17 protein-coding genes are annotated in these 16,346 nt (G+C 43.8%); all 17 read right to left on the bottom strand.

Annotation, left to right across the window (positions count from 1 at the left end; translation table 11 throughout):
• Positions 1–4: 4 nt before the first annotated feature.
• Positions 5–712, bottom strand: a complete 708-nt coding sequence (locus tag OGM16_14135; GenBank protein UYJ45929.1) for a zinc metallopeptidase — start codon at positions 710–712, stop codon at positions 5–7.
• Between the two features lie 4 nt (positions 713–716).
• Entirely contained in the window at positions 717–1,661 is a 945-nt protein-coding gene (gene fmt / locus OGM16_14130; protein ID UYJ45928.1) for a methionyl-tRNA formyltransferase, read from the bottom strand.
• Between the two features lie 55 nt (positions 1,662–1,716).
• On the bottom strand, positions 1,717–2,205 hold the full coding sequence (def, locus tag OGM16_14125; GenBank protein UYJ45927.1) for a peptide deformylase: 489 nt from the start codon (positions 2,203–2,205) through the stop codon (positions 1,717–1,719).
• Positions 2,206–2,254: 49 nt separating this feature from the next.
• A complete protein-coding gene (gene priA, locus OGM16_14120) occupies positions 2,255–4,561 on the bottom strand; it encodes a primosomal protein N' (GenBank protein ID UYJ45926.1) in 2,307 nt (768 codons plus the stop codon).
• A gap of 350 nt (positions 4,562–4,911) precedes the next feature.
• On the bottom strand, positions 4,912–6,006 hold the full coding sequence (locus OGM16_14115; GenBank protein UYJ45925.1) for a glycerol dehydrogenase: 1,095 nt from the start codon (positions 6,004–6,006) through the stop codon (positions 4,912–4,914).
• A gap of 173 nt (positions 6,007–6,179) precedes the next feature.
• Entirely contained in the window at positions 6,180–6,350 is a 171-nt protein-coding gene (locus OGM16_14110; protein UYJ45924.1) for a hypothetical protein, read from the bottom strand.
• A 1-nt stretch (position 6,351) separates the two neighbouring features.
• Entirely contained in the window at positions 6,352–7,077 is a 726-nt protein-coding gene (gene pflA, locus OGM16_14105; protein UYJ48472.1) for a pyruvate formate-lyase-activating protein, read from the bottom strand.
• Between the two features lie 164 nt (positions 7,078–7,241).
• Positions 7,242–9,494, bottom strand: a complete 2,253-nt coding sequence (gene pflB, locus OGM16_14100; protein ID UYJ45923.1) for a formate C-acetyltransferase — start codon at positions 9,492–9,494, stop codon at positions 7,242–7,244.
• A gap of 202 nt (positions 9,495–9,696) precedes the next feature.
• A complete protein-coding gene (locus OGM16_14095) occupies positions 9,697–12,354 on the bottom strand; it encodes an ATP-dependent RecD-like DNA helicase (protein ID UYJ45922.1) in 2,658 nt (885 codons plus the stop codon).
• 23 nt (positions 12,355–12,377) lie between these two features.
• On the bottom strand, positions 12,378–13,523 hold the full coding sequence (locus tag OGM16_14090; GenBank protein UYJ45921.1) for an aldo/keto reductase: 1,146 nt from the start codon (positions 13,521–13,523) through the stop codon (positions 12,378–12,380).
• Between the two features lie 55 nt (positions 13,524–13,578).
• A complete protein-coding gene (locus tag OGM16_14085) occupies positions 13,579–13,863 on the bottom strand; it encodes a DUF4160 domain-containing protein (GenBank protein ID UYJ45920.1) in 285 nt (94 codons plus the stop codon).
• Positions 13,856–14,095, bottom strand: coding sequence for a hypothetical protein (locus OGM16_14080; protein ID UYJ45919.1), 240 nt, complete (start codon positions 14,093–14,095; stop codon positions 13,856–13,858). Before OGM16_14080 ends, OGM16_14085 begins: the two co-directional genes overlap by 8 nt.
• Complete coding sequence (locus OGM16_14075; protein UYJ45918.1) at positions 14,085–14,360, bottom strand: hypothetical protein; 276 nt, start codon at positions 14,358–14,360, stop codon at positions 14,085–14,087. The genes OGM16_14080 and OGM16_14075 overlap by 11 nt, the downstream gene beginning before the upstream one ends.
• Before the next feature lie 149 nt (positions 14,361–14,509).
• A complete protein-coding gene (locus OGM16_14070) occupies positions 14,510–14,956 on the bottom strand; it encodes a SpoVA/SpoVAEb family sporulation membrane protein (GenBank protein ID UYJ45917.1) in 447 nt (148 codons plus the stop codon).
• Between the two features lie 77 nt (positions 14,957–15,033).
• A complete protein-coding gene (locus tag OGM16_14065) occupies positions 15,034–15,474 on the bottom strand; it encodes a stage V sporulation protein AB (GenBank protein ID UYJ45916.1) in 441 nt (146 codons plus the stop codon).
• Positions 15,461–16,108 (bottom strand): stage V sporulation protein AA, encoded by a 648-nt coding sequence (locus OGM16_14060; GenBank protein ID UYJ45915.1) that lies wholly within the window; start codon positions 16,106–16,108, stop codon positions 15,461–15,463. The genes OGM16_14065 and OGM16_14060 overlap by 14 nt, the downstream gene beginning before the upstream one ends.
• A complete protein-coding gene (locus tag OGM16_14055; protein UYJ45914.1) occupies positions 16,105–16,338 on the bottom strand; it encodes a hypothetical protein in 234 nt (77 codons plus the stop codon). The genes OGM16_14060 and OGM16_14055 overlap by 4 nt, the downstream gene beginning before the upstream one ends.
• Positions 16,339–16,346 lie beyond the last annotated feature (8 nt).

Raw genomic sequence — 16,346 nt, 5'->3', positions numbered from 1 at the left:
CTTTCTAGTCATCTCTGCGTCTGTTTCCAAACAGGAGCAGAAGTCTTAAAAGCTGCAGCAGGGATGCTGCGGCTGCGGCCACATAAGTCAGTGCCGCTGCATTTAATACCTGTCTGGTCTGTCCTACTTCCCGCCCCTCTAAAATACCGATAGAATCCAGAAGCGCTACTGCTCTATGAGAAGCATTGTACTCTACAGGCAATGTAACGAGCTGGAACAGAACAGCCAGTGAAAACATAAGGATTCCCAGATTAATAAGTCCGGTCCCTCCTAATACGATACCAAGAATGATCAGAAGCCATGAAATCTGGGATCCGAAATTAGCCACTGGCACCAACGCTGCACGCAGCCTTAAAGGTGCATAATCTCTTGCGTCCTGAATGGCATGACCACACTCATGGGCTGCTACACCAATGGCTGCAATAGATGTAGAACCGTAAACTGCATCAGACAGGTTTACAGTCTTACTCCTTGGATCATAGTGGTCAGTCAATCTGCCTGATACATGGCGTACAGTCACATCATAGATCCCCTGTGACTGCAGAATACGCTGTGCTGCCTGGGCGCCGGTCATACCGCAGCGGCTGGCCACAGAAGAATAACGGCCATAGGTAGCATTTAACTTTGCAGATGCTCCCATGGAAAGGAGCACACCGATCAGGATCAGTATATAAGTTGGGTCAAAATAATACATTGGCATGTAACCGTACATAAGATCACTCTCTTTCTCCCAGGATCTCTCCTGGTGTAATAGTAAAGCCACGCAGCAGTGCATCTGCTGCCATACGTTTCTTTCCTTCTAACTGAAGTTCATTGATCTTTAAAATGCCTTCTCCGGTTGCAACAGTAAATCCATGTTTGTCAGCCTGAAGGACCTGTCCCGGAACTGCATCTGCCGGAATTGCTTCATCTACTACATCTGCATCCCAGATTTTTAAAGTCTTCCCATTATAAAAAGTATAGGCACTTGGCCATGGATTCAAGCCACGGACCAGACGTTCAATAGTGGCAGCTGACATACTCCAGTTAATATTGCCTAAGGTCTTTGTAAGCATCTTTGCGTAGCAGGTGCCTTCTTCTCCCTGAGGAGTTCCTGTAATAGTCCCTTTTTCCAGTTTTTCAAGTGTTGACAAGATCAGCGGACCGCCTGCTTCGCTTAACTTTTCAAATAAACTTCCGCTTGTTTCTTTTGGATCCAAAGGGATCACCTTTGTTTCTAAGATATCTCCTGTATCCAGGCCAACATCCATCATCATAGTAGTAACGCCGGTCTCTTTTTCGCCGTCAATAACTGCCCACTGGATAGGTGCTGCACCGCGGTACTTCGGAAGCAGTGATGCATGGATGTTCACACATCCATATTTGGGCAGATCAAGTATCTCTTTGGATAAGAGCTGGCCAAAGGCAATAACAACAATGGCATCCGGAGCTTCTTTCTTTAATACTTCTACAAATTCCGGTGTTTTTACCTTTACAGGCTGATATACCGGAATACCATATTCCAGGGCCTGTATCTTCACCGGAGTCATCTGGACATCTTTACCTCTGCCCTTTGGCTTATCCGGCTGGGTCACAACAGCTGTTACCTGATGACCAGCTTCTACAATGGCTTTCAATGCCGGTACGGAAAAGTCCGGCGTTCCCATAAATACAATACGCATGTGTATTTCTCATTCCTTTCAAAATCATCACAGACAACTGTATCCCAGTTCTTTTTTACTCTTCTGTGATCTCTTCTTCGTCATTTTCTGTATCCATCAGCTCGCCCTCTACCAGTTCGGTATAAAGCTGACCGTCTAAATGGGCACATTCATGGCAGATAGCTCTTGCAAGTAAGCCTTCGCCTTCCACCTCGATCTCATCCATGTTCTCATCTAAAGCCCTTACTACCACATGGTTTGGTCTTGTAACAACACCTGTTTTTCCAGGAACACTTAAGCATCCCTCATAGCCGGTCTGCTCCCCATCCTGTTCGATGATCTCCGGGTTGATCAGAACATACTGATAACCGTCTTCTACATCGATAACAACGATCCTCTTTAAAATGCCTACCTGTGGAGCTGCAAGGCCCACACCGTTTGCCTCATACATAGTCTCGAACATGTCTTCGATCAGCTCTTTTGTACGGTCGGTCATCTCTTTCACCGGTTTACATTTCTTATTTAAAATTTCATCCCCAATAACGCGGATCTGACGAACTGCCATTTTTATCTCTCCTTTATCTGTTTACTTTCGGCGCCGCTTGTTTTTCCCTTCACTCATTAAGGTCTGACTGGAAAATAACACTTTCAAGACCCTGGGCCTCTTTTAAGCACTGCTCCGCCATTTTCCTGATGTGTATCAGTATATCATAGTTTTCCTGCTTTATATATAAAATTTTTCTATAAATATCATTAACTTTGTACACCGGGGCATTTACAGGACCAATAAACTGGATCGTTTCATCCTTTGACAGATCCTCATTTTGCCCGGTCCACTGTTTCAGGCATTTTTCTAATAATACTGCTGCCTGTTCTAGCAGTTTCTCATTTTTATCTGCGATCTGGATCGTTAAAAGTCCTACAGCAGGAGGATAACCCAGAAGCCTCCTGAAATTCATTTCCTGGGTATAAAAAGCTTCATAGTCCTGCGCTGCAGCTGTCTGAATACTGTAATGATCTGGTTGATAGGTCTGGATCACAACATTTCCGGCTGTATTTGCGCGGCCCGCTCTCCCTGCTGCCTGGGTTAGAAGATCAAATGTCTCCTCACTGCAGCGGTAATCACTGGCATAAAGAGAAAGATCCGCTGCCAAGGCACCTACTAAAGTGACTTTTGGAAAATCATGGCCTTTTACGATCATCTGGGTACCAATGAGAATATCTGCCTCTCCTCTCGCAAAAGCAGACAAAATCTGCTGGTGTCCGCCCTTTTTGGATGTAGTATCCAGATCCATACGCAGGATCCTGGCTTTAGGGAACATTTTCGCAGCCATTTCTTCTATTTTCTGGGTTCCTGTGCCAAAAGGGGCAATATAAGGAGAGCCGCAGGACGGACAGGTCTTAGGCTGACGGATGGTATAACCACAGTAATGGCACATCATCCGGCCGTCTTTATGGTAAGTCAGCGTTACATCACAATGAGGACATTTCACTGCTTCCCCGCAGGAGCGGCAGGACACAAAGGTTGCATAGCCCCGTCTGTTAATAAACAGCATAGCCTGCTCCCCTTTTTCCAGACGGTCCTCCAGCAATTCTTTTAACCGGGCACTGAAAATGGATCTGTTGCCTGCTTTTAATTCTTCCCGCAGATCAGCAATCTCTACTGTAGGCAAAACAGAATTTGCCTTAGCACGTCTGTCCAGCTTATAAAGGTTATATTCCCCCCTTACTGCCCTGGTATAAGTTTCCAAAGACGGGGTTGCAGAGCCAAGGACAAGCATTGCCCCTTCCATTTCTCCCCTTTTTTTCGCCACTTCCCTGGCATCGTATCTGGGAGAAAGCTCACTTTTATAGGAATTTTCATGTTCCTCATCAATGATCACCATTCCCAATCGTTCAAAGGGTACAAAAAGAGCCGATCTCGGACCTATGATAATATCAATATCCCCCGTCCTTGCCCGCTCATACTGGTCAAAGCGTTCTCCTGCTGACATCCGGGAATTCAATACGGATACCCGGTCTCCAAAGCGGAGATAAAAACGCATGACCGTCTGCCAAGTAAGGGATATCTCCGGGATCAGAAGAATGACCTGTTTTCCAGCACTGATCACATGACTGATCAGTTCCATGTACACTTCTGTTTTTCCGCTTCCTGTGATACCGTGAATAAGACATGGCTTCCTACTTCCACTATCATAATTTTCACAGATATTATCTGCGATTTTTCGCTGATCCTCATTTAAAACAGGCGTTTCCCATTGGGCTTTAGACGTATCTGTTAAAAGGCGGCGCATCTGCTCTAAAGGATTGCGGTACTGATCTACTATCTGGATTGCAAGAAGTCCTGCCTGTTCTAACGGCCGGACGGCTGCTGCTGTCAGGTTTAATTTATGAAGGGTATTCTCATAAGGAATATCCGGATTTTCTTTTAAAGCATATAAAAGTCGCAGACGCGCCTTGTGATTTTTCCGTTCTGCAGTCTGGATTGCTTCTTCCAGGGCCGGTGCATCCGCCAGCAGATGGATCTTACGCTTTGGTGCTTCCCGTACCTTCTGCTTTACAGGCAGCACCGTTTTTAAAGCCTGGTTCATGGTAGAGCCATACCGCTCTTTCATCCACCACGCCAGATGGATCAGCTGGGACTGGGCGGTAATACTTCCCTCCACCAGGGAATCGATCTCTTTTATTTTCGATATATCGTATTCCGCCTGATCAGTCAGCTCCACCACATAACCTTTTCGTTTATGGCTGCCTGCACCAAAGGGGATATACACCTGTTGTCCCGCTTCAACCTGTCCTAAAAGATAATCTGGAATACGGTACTGGAAGGTCTTATCTACGCTTTCATGGGATATGTCAATAATGATATTTGCATATTGATAGATAGTTGGTTGATATATTGTATCTGTATTATGATTCAAATCCTGTCACCTGTTTTAAGGCTTTCTGCCTGTCTGGTTGTTTTCACGTTTTTATTGTAACAGAAAATAACGTTTGTGACAACGCAAACAGCCTGAAGTTCATCGTTTCCACAACTTTCTTCAGGCTGTCTGCCGGAAATGGTGAAAAATGGCATTGGTTGGTTTATTCCGCCGGAAATCTGTCTGAGAAATTATAAAGGGAGCATCACGCCCCTTTTCTTTCAGGACGGATCTCCCTTTATACGAACTTCTCATATTTTATATAAAAGCCATTACTTTGAACTTCCCCAGGTACGGGCTTTTATACAGACTGTGCTTGCAAAGGAATACTTTAATGCTTAAATACAGCACTATTTTCCCAGTACCTCTTTTCCCAGAGAATCAGCAGCAAGGATTGCATCGTAAAGCTGATCTGCAGTTACATCTGCTACCATATTATGTATGGATTCGCCTTCTACACAGGCATGCTCTGCAATGACCTTTACCTGTTCCTTGGTTGTTACACCAATTTCTTCCAGAGTAACAGGAAGACCTACTTCCCGGCAGAAATCCTGAACTTCTTTAAACTCTGCCTTTGGAGCGCCCTCTAATACCAGCTGTACCAGAGTACCATAAGCAACGCAGTTTCCATGTGGTGCACTGTGTCCGCCTAAAGCTGTCAGGCCATTATAGAAAGAATGGGCAACAGCCAGACCGCCATTATCAGCGCCTACACCAGACAGGTATACATTGGCTTCGATGATAGCATCCAACGCTGGAGTAACTACCTGATTTTCACAGGCATGTTTTGCAGCTGCGCCATACTCTTTTAAAGTCTCATAGCAAAGTTTGCACAGTGCCATTGCAGATCTTGTAATACCACCAAATTCCAGGCTTGGCGCATCGGTACGCTGACATGCTCTTGCTTCAAAATAAGTTCCAAGGGCATCACCCATACCTGCTACCAAAAATTTTACAGGTGATTTTGCAATCACATCACTGTCCACAATAACAGCTTCCGGGTTCTTTGGATAAAATAAATAGCTGTTAAATGTCTCATCATCATTGTAAATAACAGAAAGTCCTGTACATGGAGCATCTGTTGCAACGACTGTTGGGATAATTACCACCGGAAGTTTTTCATAATAAGCAGTAGCCTTTGCTGTATCAATGGCTGAACCACCGCCAACACCTACTACTACATTCAGTCTATTTTCGCGGACAATTTTCCTCATCCGTTCAATCTCACCAACACTGGATACACCACCAAAAATCTCATACTGGCGGATATCTTCTGTTCCTTCAAAACTCTTCTCAATCTTATCATGGCACATTTTGTATCCACTTCTTGAACAGACAAACAAGAATTTGTTTCCAAGATCTTTCATTTCCTCATGGAATTTAAACAGAGAATCCTTTCCCTGTACATATTTCTGCGGTGCACGCATCATTCTCAGTCTTGCCATAATAATTACCTCCTGTTTTTCACATTATTTTGAGATTATTAGTTTGTTAATTTATTATCACATGCATATATTATACTACCAATCACCCTAAAATGCCAAGAAATACTTTATATAGAACATGTACAAAATTTTAAACAGAAATCCTGGTATAATCCACGATAATTACCGATCCCTTACACGCAGGATAAATTTTCATGTGCAAGGAAGCTGAATGAGGCGATGCCGGTAGCATCGTCGATTGAAGCTGACGCGGCAGATGGAAATTTAGCTTTGCGCCTCTGCATAATAAAAAAGACAGCTGCACCAACAGGTATGTCCTGTATAGCTGCCTCTGTCTTTTTCATATTACTTATATTTGCTTACTTCTAGGATCTCCTCTGCCTTCTTTACTTCTTCCGCAGTCGGTGTCCTTACACCGTCTAGTGTATAAGGAATTCCCAGTTTCTGCCATTTAAACAGTCCCAGTATATGATACGGAAGTACCTCTACACGTTTTACTGTCTTCAATTCCCGGATCAGGTCGCGGGTCCTTACCAGTCCTTCTTCGTCATCGGTCAGATCCGGCACAAGTACATGGCGGATCCACATATCTTTTCCGTGGTCTGAAAGCCATTTTGCCATCTGCACGATGTTGTCATTTGGACATCCCGTTAATTTTTTGTGTTTTTCGTTGTCGATCTCTTTAAAATCAAGGATCACCAGATCCGTTACTTTCATCAGTTCTTCAAATTTACTGACAAAAGGCTCTTCCAGCGTAAAAGGATTGCCTGCTGTATCCAGAGCTGTGTGAACGCCTTTTTCCCTGGCTTTCTTAAAAAACTCTGTTACAAAGTCGATCTGGAGAAGCGGCTCTCCCCCGCTGACGGTAATACCTCCATTTGGCTGTCCTTTTTTATTCCAATAGCTCTTATACCTGTATACATGGGAAAACAGCTTATCTGCTGTCCAGGGAGTACCTCCCTCTAATTTCCATGTCTCCGGATTGTGGCAGTAACGGCACCGCATGCGGCAGCCCTGAAGAAATACAACGAAACGGACACCCGGACCGTCAACCAGTCCAAAGGTCTCCATAGAATGAACAAATCCTTCCACGTTTTTCTCCTTATTTTCTGAAAATGCATTCCATAAATATTTATAACGGTCCAGAACATAATGTCCTGAACCGTTACATAGATCAGATCAATAGCGGAATGCTATTTTATTTCTCAGTTACATTAAATGCAGCCTGTATTAAATTACATGGTTGCATGGCAGGTTCTGGAGATAACGTCCATCTGCTGCTCTCTTGTTAAGTCGATGAACTTAACAGCGTATCCAGATACACGGATAGTGAAGTTAGCATACTCTTCCTTCTCCGGATGCTCCATAGCATCGATCAGCTTCTCCTTACCGAATACGTTTACATTCAGGTGATGAGCGCCCTGATCAAAGTAGCCGTCTAATACCTGTACCAGGTTATCTACTCTTTCTTCTTCGCTGTGGCCCAAAGCATCTGGGTTGATAGTCTGGGTATTGGAGATACCATCCAGAGCCCACTCGTAAGGCAGCTTAGCTACAGAGTTTAAGGAAGCCAGTAAGCCGTTCTGCTCTGCGCCGTAGCTTGGGTTTGCACCTGGGGACAGTGGTTCGCCTGCTCTTCTGCCATCTGGCATGCTTCCGGTAGCCTTACCATATACTACGTTAGAAGTAATGGTCAGGATAGAAGTTGTAGGCTCAGAATTTCTGTAGGTATGACGTCTCTTTAACTTCTCAAGGAAGGTCTTTAACAGCCATACAGCGATCTCATCTGCTCTGTCATCATCATTTCCGTATCTTGGGAAGTCTCCCTCAGTTACAAAGTCTACGATCAGGCCAGTTTCATCACGAACAGTCTTCACCTTTGCATACTTAATAGCACTTAAGGAGTCAACTACATGAGAGAAACCAGCAATACCGGTAGCGAATGTACGTCTGACATCGGTATCGATCAGAGCCATTTCAGCAGCCTCATAGAAGTACTTGTCATGCATATACTGGATCAGGTTTAAGGTATTTACATATACGCCTACCAGCCAGTCCATCATTACCTCGTACTTACGGATCACTTCATCATAATCAAGGTATTCAGAAGTAATAGGCATATATTCCGGGCCAACCTGCTCCTTGGACTTCATATCACGTCCACCGTTCATAGCATACAGTAAGCACTTAGCCAGGTTTGCACGGGCGCCAAAGAACTGCATTTCCTTACCAGTCTGGGTAGCAGATACGCAGCAGCAGATGGAGTAATCATCGCCCCACTCTGGCTTCATTACGTCATCATTCTCATACTGTACAGAGCTTGTATCAATAGAAATCTTAGCTGCATACTTCTTAAAGTTCTCTGGCAGTGAAGAAGAATAAAGAACAGTCATGTTTGGCTCTGGGGATGGTCCCATGTTCTCTAAGGTGTGCAGGAAACGATAATCAGTCTTAGTTACCATAGAACGTCCATCTACGCCGATACCGCCAACTTCCAGAGTAGCCCAAACCGGGTCACCGGAGAACAGCTGGTTGTAAGATGGGATTCTTGCAAACTTAACCATACGGAACTTCATTACCATGTGGTCGATCAGCTCCTGAGCCTGGGACTCGTTTAAGATACCCTTATCCATATCTCTCTTAATGTAGATATCAAGGAAAGTAGAGATACGGCCAACGCTCATTGCAGCACCGTTCTGTGTCTTAACTGCAGCCAGGTATCCGAAGTATAACCACTGAACAGCTTCCTTAGCAGTCTTAGCAGGCTGGGAGATATCATATCCGTAAGATGCTGCCATCTTCTTCATATCCTTTAATGCCTGATACTGTCTGGAGATCTCTTCTCTTAAACGGATCACATCATCAGTCATGGTTCCGTCACCGCAGTTAGCAAAGTCATTTGCCTTCTCTTCCATCAGGCGGTCGATACCATACAGAGCTACACGGCGGTAGTCACCTACGATACGTCCACGTCCATAAGTATCTGGAAGTCCGGTAATAATCTTGTTATGACGAACTTTCTTCATCTCTGGAGTATAAGCATCAAATACACCCTGGTTATGGGTTCTGCAGTATTCGGTGAAGATCTTATGAAGCTCCGGGCTTGGCTCATAGCCATAATTCTTGCAAGCTTCCTCTGCCATACGGATACCACCATAAGGCATGAATGCTCTCTTTAATGGCTTATCTGTCTGAAGACCAACGATCTGCTCTAAATCCTTGTTTTCTTCGCTGATATATCCAGGTCCATGAGAAGTAATGCCAGATACGATATCAGTATCCATATCTAAAACGCCGCCCTTAGCGCGCTCTTCCTTCTGAAGTCCCTGCAGGATTCCCCAAAGCTTATCCGTAGCTTCGGTAGGTCCTGCTAAGAATGATGAATCACCGTCATATGGTGTATAGTTCTTCTGAATAAAATCTCTTGTATTGATCTCTTCTTTCCAGAGACGGCCTTCAAATCCGTCCCACTGTTCGTAGTTAAACATTTACTTCCTCCTGTTTTGTATTCCGCGATTGTTAGCTACTCTTAACTCAACACGAATAATATCATATTTTCAGAGAAAGGCAAGTGATTATTTGATAAATTTTTTCTTGTGTTAAAGAAAAAACAATGTTTGTTTTTTGGTGCATACAATCAGTGTTTATGCGGGGTTTTAAGTGGTGTTTTGTTTGGAAAAATGTGCAATTTTATCCCTCATATCCCATTTGCCTCGCAATCCATTCCATGATCACATCTGCCACATATTTTTGCTCCACTTCTGTCAGTTCTCTCCCCTTGGGGATATGATGCCATTTTTCCAGACAGCTGCGGCAGCAGGTACCTGTGGCATGCTGGGCAATAAATACAGGATGACCTCGCATAGGTGTCTGTTTTCCATCATTTTTGGGCTCTGCCGGGGCAAGTCTGTCCCGTATAAAATCTGTGGCATGGCTTCGTACAGTATCCATTCCTTTTTCTAAAACATAATGCCTGTCGTTGGCTTTTAATGTGAAGCTGCTGCGGAATTTTGACTGGGAAAGGCGTTTCCAGAGATCCCCCTGGTAAACGGCTGGTGTTTCACACAACATAGACGGCTGGATGCTGTTTTTATATACGATCATTTTTTCTTTTAGTGCTGATGCAGAGCTTTGTGTAAATGATCCGGCATTTCCAGTATCTTCTTCTCCCTGGATCAGCTTTTTTGCCAGTGCCGCCGCCACTGCTTTTGACTCTTCGCTTTCCGGCATCAGACGTTTCGCCAGCTTTGTATTTCTCCCTGCTGTTGTTTCATTGCGGATCGCATAAAAAACAGCTTTTTTCTCTCCGATCAGCACCAGTATCTTCTTTGCCCTTGTCACTCCTGTATACAGAAGATTTCTTTGAAGCATCACAAAATGGCTCATGGTAAATGGCATGACTACAATGGGATATTCGCTTCCCTGGGCCTTGTGAATGGTTACTGCATAGGCTAATGACAGCTCATCCAGCTCTGTCACGTCATAGATCACCTTCCGCCCGTCAAAATCTACCGTCAGCTCCCGTTCTTGCATATCCACTTTGCAGATAGTCCCAATATCCCCATTAAATACTTCTTTGTCGTAATCGTTGCGGATCTGCATTACCTTATCGTTCAGGCGATACTGGGTGCCGCCACGGCGCAGGCAGATATCAGTTGGGTTCATGGCTTCCTGAAGCACCTGGTTTAAGTTGACAGCACCACACTCCCCTCTTTGCATAGGAGTTAGCACCTGTATATCCTGAACAGGATCCACATGGTAATACCGGGGCAGATTTTCTTTACAATACTGTACCAGCGTTGACACCACTTCTTCCTTTGTCTGTTTTTCTGCGAAGAAAAAGTCGGCATTTTTACCACCCCTCATATCAATGGCTTCTCCCTTATTGATCCTGTGGGCATTCATGATAATACGGCTTCCCTGGGCCTGACGGAAGATCCTGGTCAGACGCACCACCGGGATCCGCCCGGAATCGATCATATCCCGGAGCACATTTCCGGCGCCTACACTTGGAAGCTGGTCAATATCACCTACCAGAACCAGTGACATTTGTTCCGGGACTGCTTTTAGCAGGTTGTACATAAGCATAATGTCCACCATGGAACATTCATCCAGTATTAATACATCCCCTTCCAGCGGCTTATCCTCATTTTTCTGGTATCCTTCCGGTGGTTTGTACTCTAACAAACGATGAATGGTCTTGGCTTCCATGCCGGTTGCCTCTGCCATACGCTTTGCTGCCCGTCCTGTAGGAGCTGCCAGAAGGATCTTATAACCAGCCAGCTTATATGCAGATATGATCCCCAATGTTGTAGTAGTTTTTCCAGTTCCCGGACCACCGGTGAGTATCATGACTTTGGATGAGATGGCTGTTTTTACTGCTTCTAACTGGATCTCATCGTAGGTGATATCAGACTGAGATACCACTTTTTCCACGATCCTTTCATCATCGGACACAGATTTTCGCCCGGTAAGCAAAAGTTCCAGCAGCCGCTTCGCACAACCGCTCTCTGAGAAATAATAAGGCGGCAGATAAATAGCCTCTTCATCCTGGATCACATCTTTGGTGCGAAGCATCTCATCTAAAGTAACTTCAATCTCCCCTTCTTCCACTTCCAGCAGTTCTTTCGCCTTTTTTACCAGCTGTTCCCGTTCTCCATAGCAGTGTCCCTCTTCCCCCAGTTTATTTAAAGTATAAAAAATCCCACTGCGCAGACGTACAAATTTCGTCTTATCAATGCCCATTTTCTCCGCAATGGAATCTGCTGTTTTAAATCCAATGCCCCAGATATCATCTGCCAGACGGTACGGATTTTCTTTTACAATGGAAATACTTTCTTTTCCATAGGTTTTATAAATCTTAGTGGCATGAGAAGTGCTGACTTCGTTGCTCTGAAGGAACAGCATAATGTTTTTGATCTCTTTCTGGTCCTTCCAGCTGGTTTTGATCCGTTCTGCCCGCACTTTTCCGATGCCAGGGACCTTGATCAGTTCTTCTGGTGTTTCATCAATAATATCCAGCGTATTTTCGCCGAATTTTTCCACGATCTTTTTTGCAAAAACAGGCCCGATCCCTTTTACAAGACCGGACCCAAGATATTTTTCAATGCCATATACAGTGGCAGGAAGTGTTTCCTCAAACCGCTCTGTGCAAAACTGCCTGCCGTATTTTGCATCCATTTTCCAGAAGCCTTCTAAAGACAGGACAGAACCCACATGGGTATCCGGCATAATACCAACCACTGTTACCAGGTCACTATAGTTTTTTACTGCGCATTTTAAAACTGTATAGCCATTTTCCTCATTTTGATATGTAATCCGCTCCACTACGCAGCGCAGATGCTCCATGTGTTTGTCTCCTTGTTCTTTATTTAACAGCCGAATAATTTTGCTGTTTTCTCCATACGCTCTGCGATCGGTACTCCAAATGGGCACCGTGACTCACAAGCATGACAGCCAATACATTCAGAAGCTTTATGCTCCAGCAGTTCATAATGGGACTGCACAGTTGCCGGAACCTTTGGCTGCATGGTAGCCAGATCATAAAATTTGTTGATCATGGCAATATCCAGATTGGCTACGCATGGTTTGCAGTGACCGCAATAGGTACACTCTCCTTTGTAGAAATGGAATGGCGCGTTGGCGATCACAGATGCGTAGTCTTTTTCTTCTTCAGAAGCACTTTCATATGCCACTGCCTGGTCTACCTGCTCTTTTGTATCATAGCCGCACATAATGGAACAAACTGCCGGACGGGTCAATGCATAGTGGATACACTGTACCGGTGTTAAGCTTACACCAAAAGGAGAACGTTTTTCATCAAATAATCTTCCCCCTGCAAAACCCTTCATAACGGTAATGCCCACATCATTCTGCTCACAGACTTTGTATAAACGGGCCCGGTCCGGGTCAGTTCCTTTTAAGCTTGCATCAAACTCATCTGCAAACATGGTGTCAATGTTTTCGCTGGCAGGAAGCATATCAAAAGCCGGATTGATGCTGAAAAGGATCATTTCCACAAAGCCGGACGCTGCTGCTTTTACTGCCACCTTCGGGTTATGAGAACTCATTCCGATGTGGCGGATCACACCATTGTTTTTTAATTCCATTACATAATCCATATAGTCTGAGCGAAGAATATTTTCCCATTCTTCCTCAGAATCTACATAATGGATCATTCCCAGATCAATATAATCTGTCTGTAGCCTCTTTAACAAATCCTCAAAGGCTGGACGCACATATTTCATATCCCTGGTGCGGAAATACTGGCCGTTCTTCCAGGTAGATCCGATATGCCCCTGGATATACCACTTGCTGCGGTTTTCTTTGATCCCTTTTCCGATCACATCCCTGGATTTCGGGTCAGCCATCCAGCAGTCTAAAATATTAATTCCCTTAGAAGAAGCATAACGGATCAGTTCCACTCCTTTCTCCTCTGGGTGTCGTTCCAACCATTCCCCGCCGAAACCCACCTCACTTACCTGAAGTCCAGTTTTTCCTAATCTGCGTGTATTCATGTTTAACTTTTTTCTCCCAAAATACATTGCTATATCACTTTAGTTTTATTGTTCTCTATTTATTTTCTCCATAATAACCATGCACAGAATTTTGTGACCAAACTTCAAACATAGTCTCATGATTAAGTTTGATATACTTACGTATTTTTTTCATATCTGACTCTGATACTACACCTTGTCTCTGTACGATCGTTTCTCCATCCGGTTTTACAAAGAGTTTTGCAGAACCTTTTTCCGTTAATCTTTTATCGCTGGCATGGACATGCATACATTCGATCACACACTCCATTGTATAATACAGATAATATCCGGCAACTTTAAATGGAAAATACTTAGGCATCCTCTTCCTCCATAAATTCCCTGTTTTTCAAGTAATAAGCCTGCACTTTTAAAACAGTAATCGTATCCATTGTTGTTTCTACCATCGTACCATCTTTCTGAAGAACGCAAGCTTCTTCCGGATTACTTAAATTTAATACCTGTATCAGCCCCTCTGCATTTTTAGTAAATGCGTATCCGGCAACGATCATATCTGCTTCATCTGCAATTTTTTTCAATTGTTCAACTGGCATATCGAACCTCCACTTTTTTAATTGGCTTTAAAAATTCAGGCGCATTAATATAAAGTCTTTCAAGGATAGGAACCAGATCTATATAGTCTTCTGTAAGTTCTTTTTTATTTGCATATTTTACATCTACCACAATATATCCTTCATCCCATTCTTTTACTTTTACAATTTTTTGCAAACTATATGGTCCTTTAAATCGTACTGTCTTTCCCTTATAATTAAATATAATATAATCATTCTGGCTTGATAAATATGCTATATGATCCATGGCATTTTCCTCCACCTAATTAATTGCATATATTCACAGCTTCTAAAAAAACTGTATATTATTCCTTTTATTATAACATACTCTGCCAACATAAAAAAAGAGCCATGCAGCTCTTTTTATTACAACTTATTTTTATGCTTACCAAAAGCTCACATTTTCTGTAAAACCCAGTATCCCACTCCTAAAATCCAGCTTGCTCCCACGCCATACAAGATCACCGGTCCTGCAATGGTAAATATCTTTACGCCAATACCGAAAACCTGGCCTTCGGAGCGGAATTCTATTGCAGGAGCGGCTACGGAATTAGCAAAGCCTGTAATCGGCACTAAAGCTCCGGCTCCGCCAAATTTTACCAGTTTCTGGTAAATATTAAGTCCCGTACATAAAGCACTTAAAAATACCAGTATAATAGAAGTCCAGGTACCTGCAGCCTCTGCCTCCAATCCACACCTGTCAGTGGCCCAGTTCATGATAAACTGCCCCAGAGTACAGATCAGGCCTCCTGTTATAAAAGCTTTTCCCATAGAGATCCACAGGTTGTGAACCGGGGTGATCGCTTTGATGTAGTCTGCGTATTTTTTCTTATCGATCTCCATATCCATTTCCTTCCTAACGATCCTGGTTTAATATCCTATTTTAATACCCAGTTTTAATGATCCTATTCTTAATATCCTCATCCGGCTGCCATCCTTTTCCAGAAATATAATATAGAACCGCCACACTTTCCTGCTGCAATGGCGGCGATCAGCCACGGAAGTCCCACTGACAGCCGTATCCTCCGGGAAAATGTAGGAAGAGCCTTTAAAGTTTCTGCCAGAGACATAACAAGACAGCCTGTAAATATCCCTACACTGACACCCCCTGTAAGAAGAAAGATCTGCCCAAATACCTCTCCCAAGGGCAGCCGCACCTTATAAAGCTCCATAATGTTTCCAAGCACTCCTCCAAGGATGATCATATTTTCATAAAGCATAATATGCTTTTTCGTCTTCGTTTTTCCGATCATCCGCACAAATACGCCGATGATCGCCAGAAACGCATACACCCCTGCTGCAATGATCCCCCCGGCACAGAGACCGAAAAAAAGAAGAAAGACATTTTTAATCCACATCAATCTCTTTCTCCTTTCTATCAGCCTGATCAATAAGTGTTTTACAGATATTTTCCTCATACAGACGCATTTCTACCTCTAAAGGCGTAGGATCTGTATTCAGCTTTTTTACTGCAAAATGATTGAAAAATACTAAAATGCCAACAGCCAGCCCCACACTGTAGCCTGCTTCCATAAGCCCGAATCCATCTGGCTGCCGCCCCATCACCTGAAAATAGACCTGTCCCAGCACATCCCCTACATTTACATCATTATTAAAGGTCATAATGGCAAATGCCGCCCCAAAAAAGCTGACCAGACACACAAAAAAGGTTTTTAGCCACTGCCAGCACATTTCTGGAGCCTTTGGCGGCTTATAGGCAATGATAAAATCCGATTCTCCCAGATTGTTTACCTCAATAGACGGATCTATGGATTCTAACTTCTGCACTACTTCCAAAGCGCTCATTACATACCGTCTGGCTTCTTTTTCAGGGATGCTTTTTACCTTTAAAGCCCGGCATTTGCTTAAGATCACCTTGTCCCGGCAGGTTACTTCCCCTATATCTTTTAAAAACACATCCCTGCGGCAGATCTCCGTGATCTGGTTTAACTGTATATAGACCGTCTGGCTCTGGCTGCTGCTTCCCTGGCTCATAAAGCTTCACTCTGCCCTTCTTCCTCTTCTATCAGTACACTGGCCGGTGCTGACGCATAGGCTGCAACTCCGGTTTCTGTCATGTTATAATAAGCCACTACACCGTTATCTACAAATAAGCCTTCTTTCTCATATTCCGGTTCTTTCATTTTCCACAACAGATACCCTGTAACCATTCCTGCTATGAGCAGCAGGAGAATAAGAACTGCTTTCACACTTTTCATTTTCATCAGGTTCA

The sequence above is a fragment of the Lachnospiraceae bacterium genome (assembly GCA_025758065.1).
GTDB lineage: Bacteria > Bacillota > Clostridia > Lachnospirales > Lachnospiraceae > Enterocloster.
This window is presented reverse-complemented; position numbering and strand designations above follow the sequence as displayed.

Excerpts from the sequence above, each read along its gene's own strand:
- OGM16_14135 (UYJ45929.1), bottom strand. The coding sequence starts at position 712 with ATGTACGGTTACATGCCAATGTATTATTTTGACCCAACTTATATACTG.
- fmt (UYJ45928.1), bottom strand. The coding sequence starts at position 1,661 with ATGCGTATTGTATTTATGGGAACGCCGGACTTTTCCGTACCGGCATTG.
- def (UYJ45927.1), bottom strand. The coding sequence starts at position 2,205 with ATGGCAGTTCGTCAGATCCGCGTTATTGGGGATGAAATTTTAAATAAG.
- OGM16_14115 (UYJ45925.1), bottom strand. The coding sequence starts at position 6,006 with ATGGCAAGACTGAGAATGATGCGTGCACCGCAGAAATATGTACAGGGA.
- OGM16_14110 (UYJ45924.1), bottom strand. The coding sequence starts at position 6,350 with ATGAAAAAGACAGAGGCAGCTATACAGGACATACCTGTTGGTGCAGCT.
- pflA (UYJ48472.1), bottom strand. The coding sequence starts at position 7,077 with ATGGAGACCTTTGGACTGGTTGACGGTCCGGGTGTCCGTTTCGTTGTA.
- pflB (UYJ45923.1), bottom strand. The coding sequence starts at position 9,494 with ATGTTTAACTACGAACAGTGGGACGGATTTGAAGGCCGTCTCTGGAAA.
- OGM16_14095 (UYJ45922.1), bottom strand. The coding sequence starts at position 12,354 with ATGGAGCATCTGCGCTGCGTAGTGGAGCGGATTACATATCAAAATGAG.
- OGM16_14090 (UYJ45921.1), bottom strand. The coding sequence starts at position 13,523 with ATGAATACACGCAGATTAGGAAAAACTGGACTTCAGGTAAGTGAGGTG.
- OGM16_14085 (UYJ45920.1), bottom strand. The coding sequence starts at position 13,863 with ATGCCTAAGTATTTTCCATTTAAAGTTGCCGGATATTATCTGTATTAT.
- OGM16_14080 (UYJ45919.1), bottom strand. The coding sequence starts at position 14,095 with ATGCCAGTTGAACAATTGAAAAAAATTGCAGATGAAGCAGATATGATC.
- OGM16_14075 (UYJ45918.1), bottom strand. The coding sequence starts at position 14,360 with ATGGATCATATAGCATATTTATCAAGCCAGAATGATTATATTATATTT.
- OGM16_14070 (UYJ45917.1), bottom strand. The coding sequence starts at position 14,956 with ATGGAGATCGATAAGAAAAAATACGCAGACTACATCAAAGCGATCACC.
- OGM16_14060 (UYJ45915.1), bottom strand. The coding sequence starts at position 16,108 with ATGAGCCAGGGAAGCAGCAGCCAGAGCCAGACGGTCTATATACAGTTA.
- OGM16_14055 (UYJ45914.1), bottom strand. The coding sequence starts at position 16,338 with ATGAAAATGAAAAGTGTGAAAGCAGTTCTTATTCTCCTGCTGCTCATA.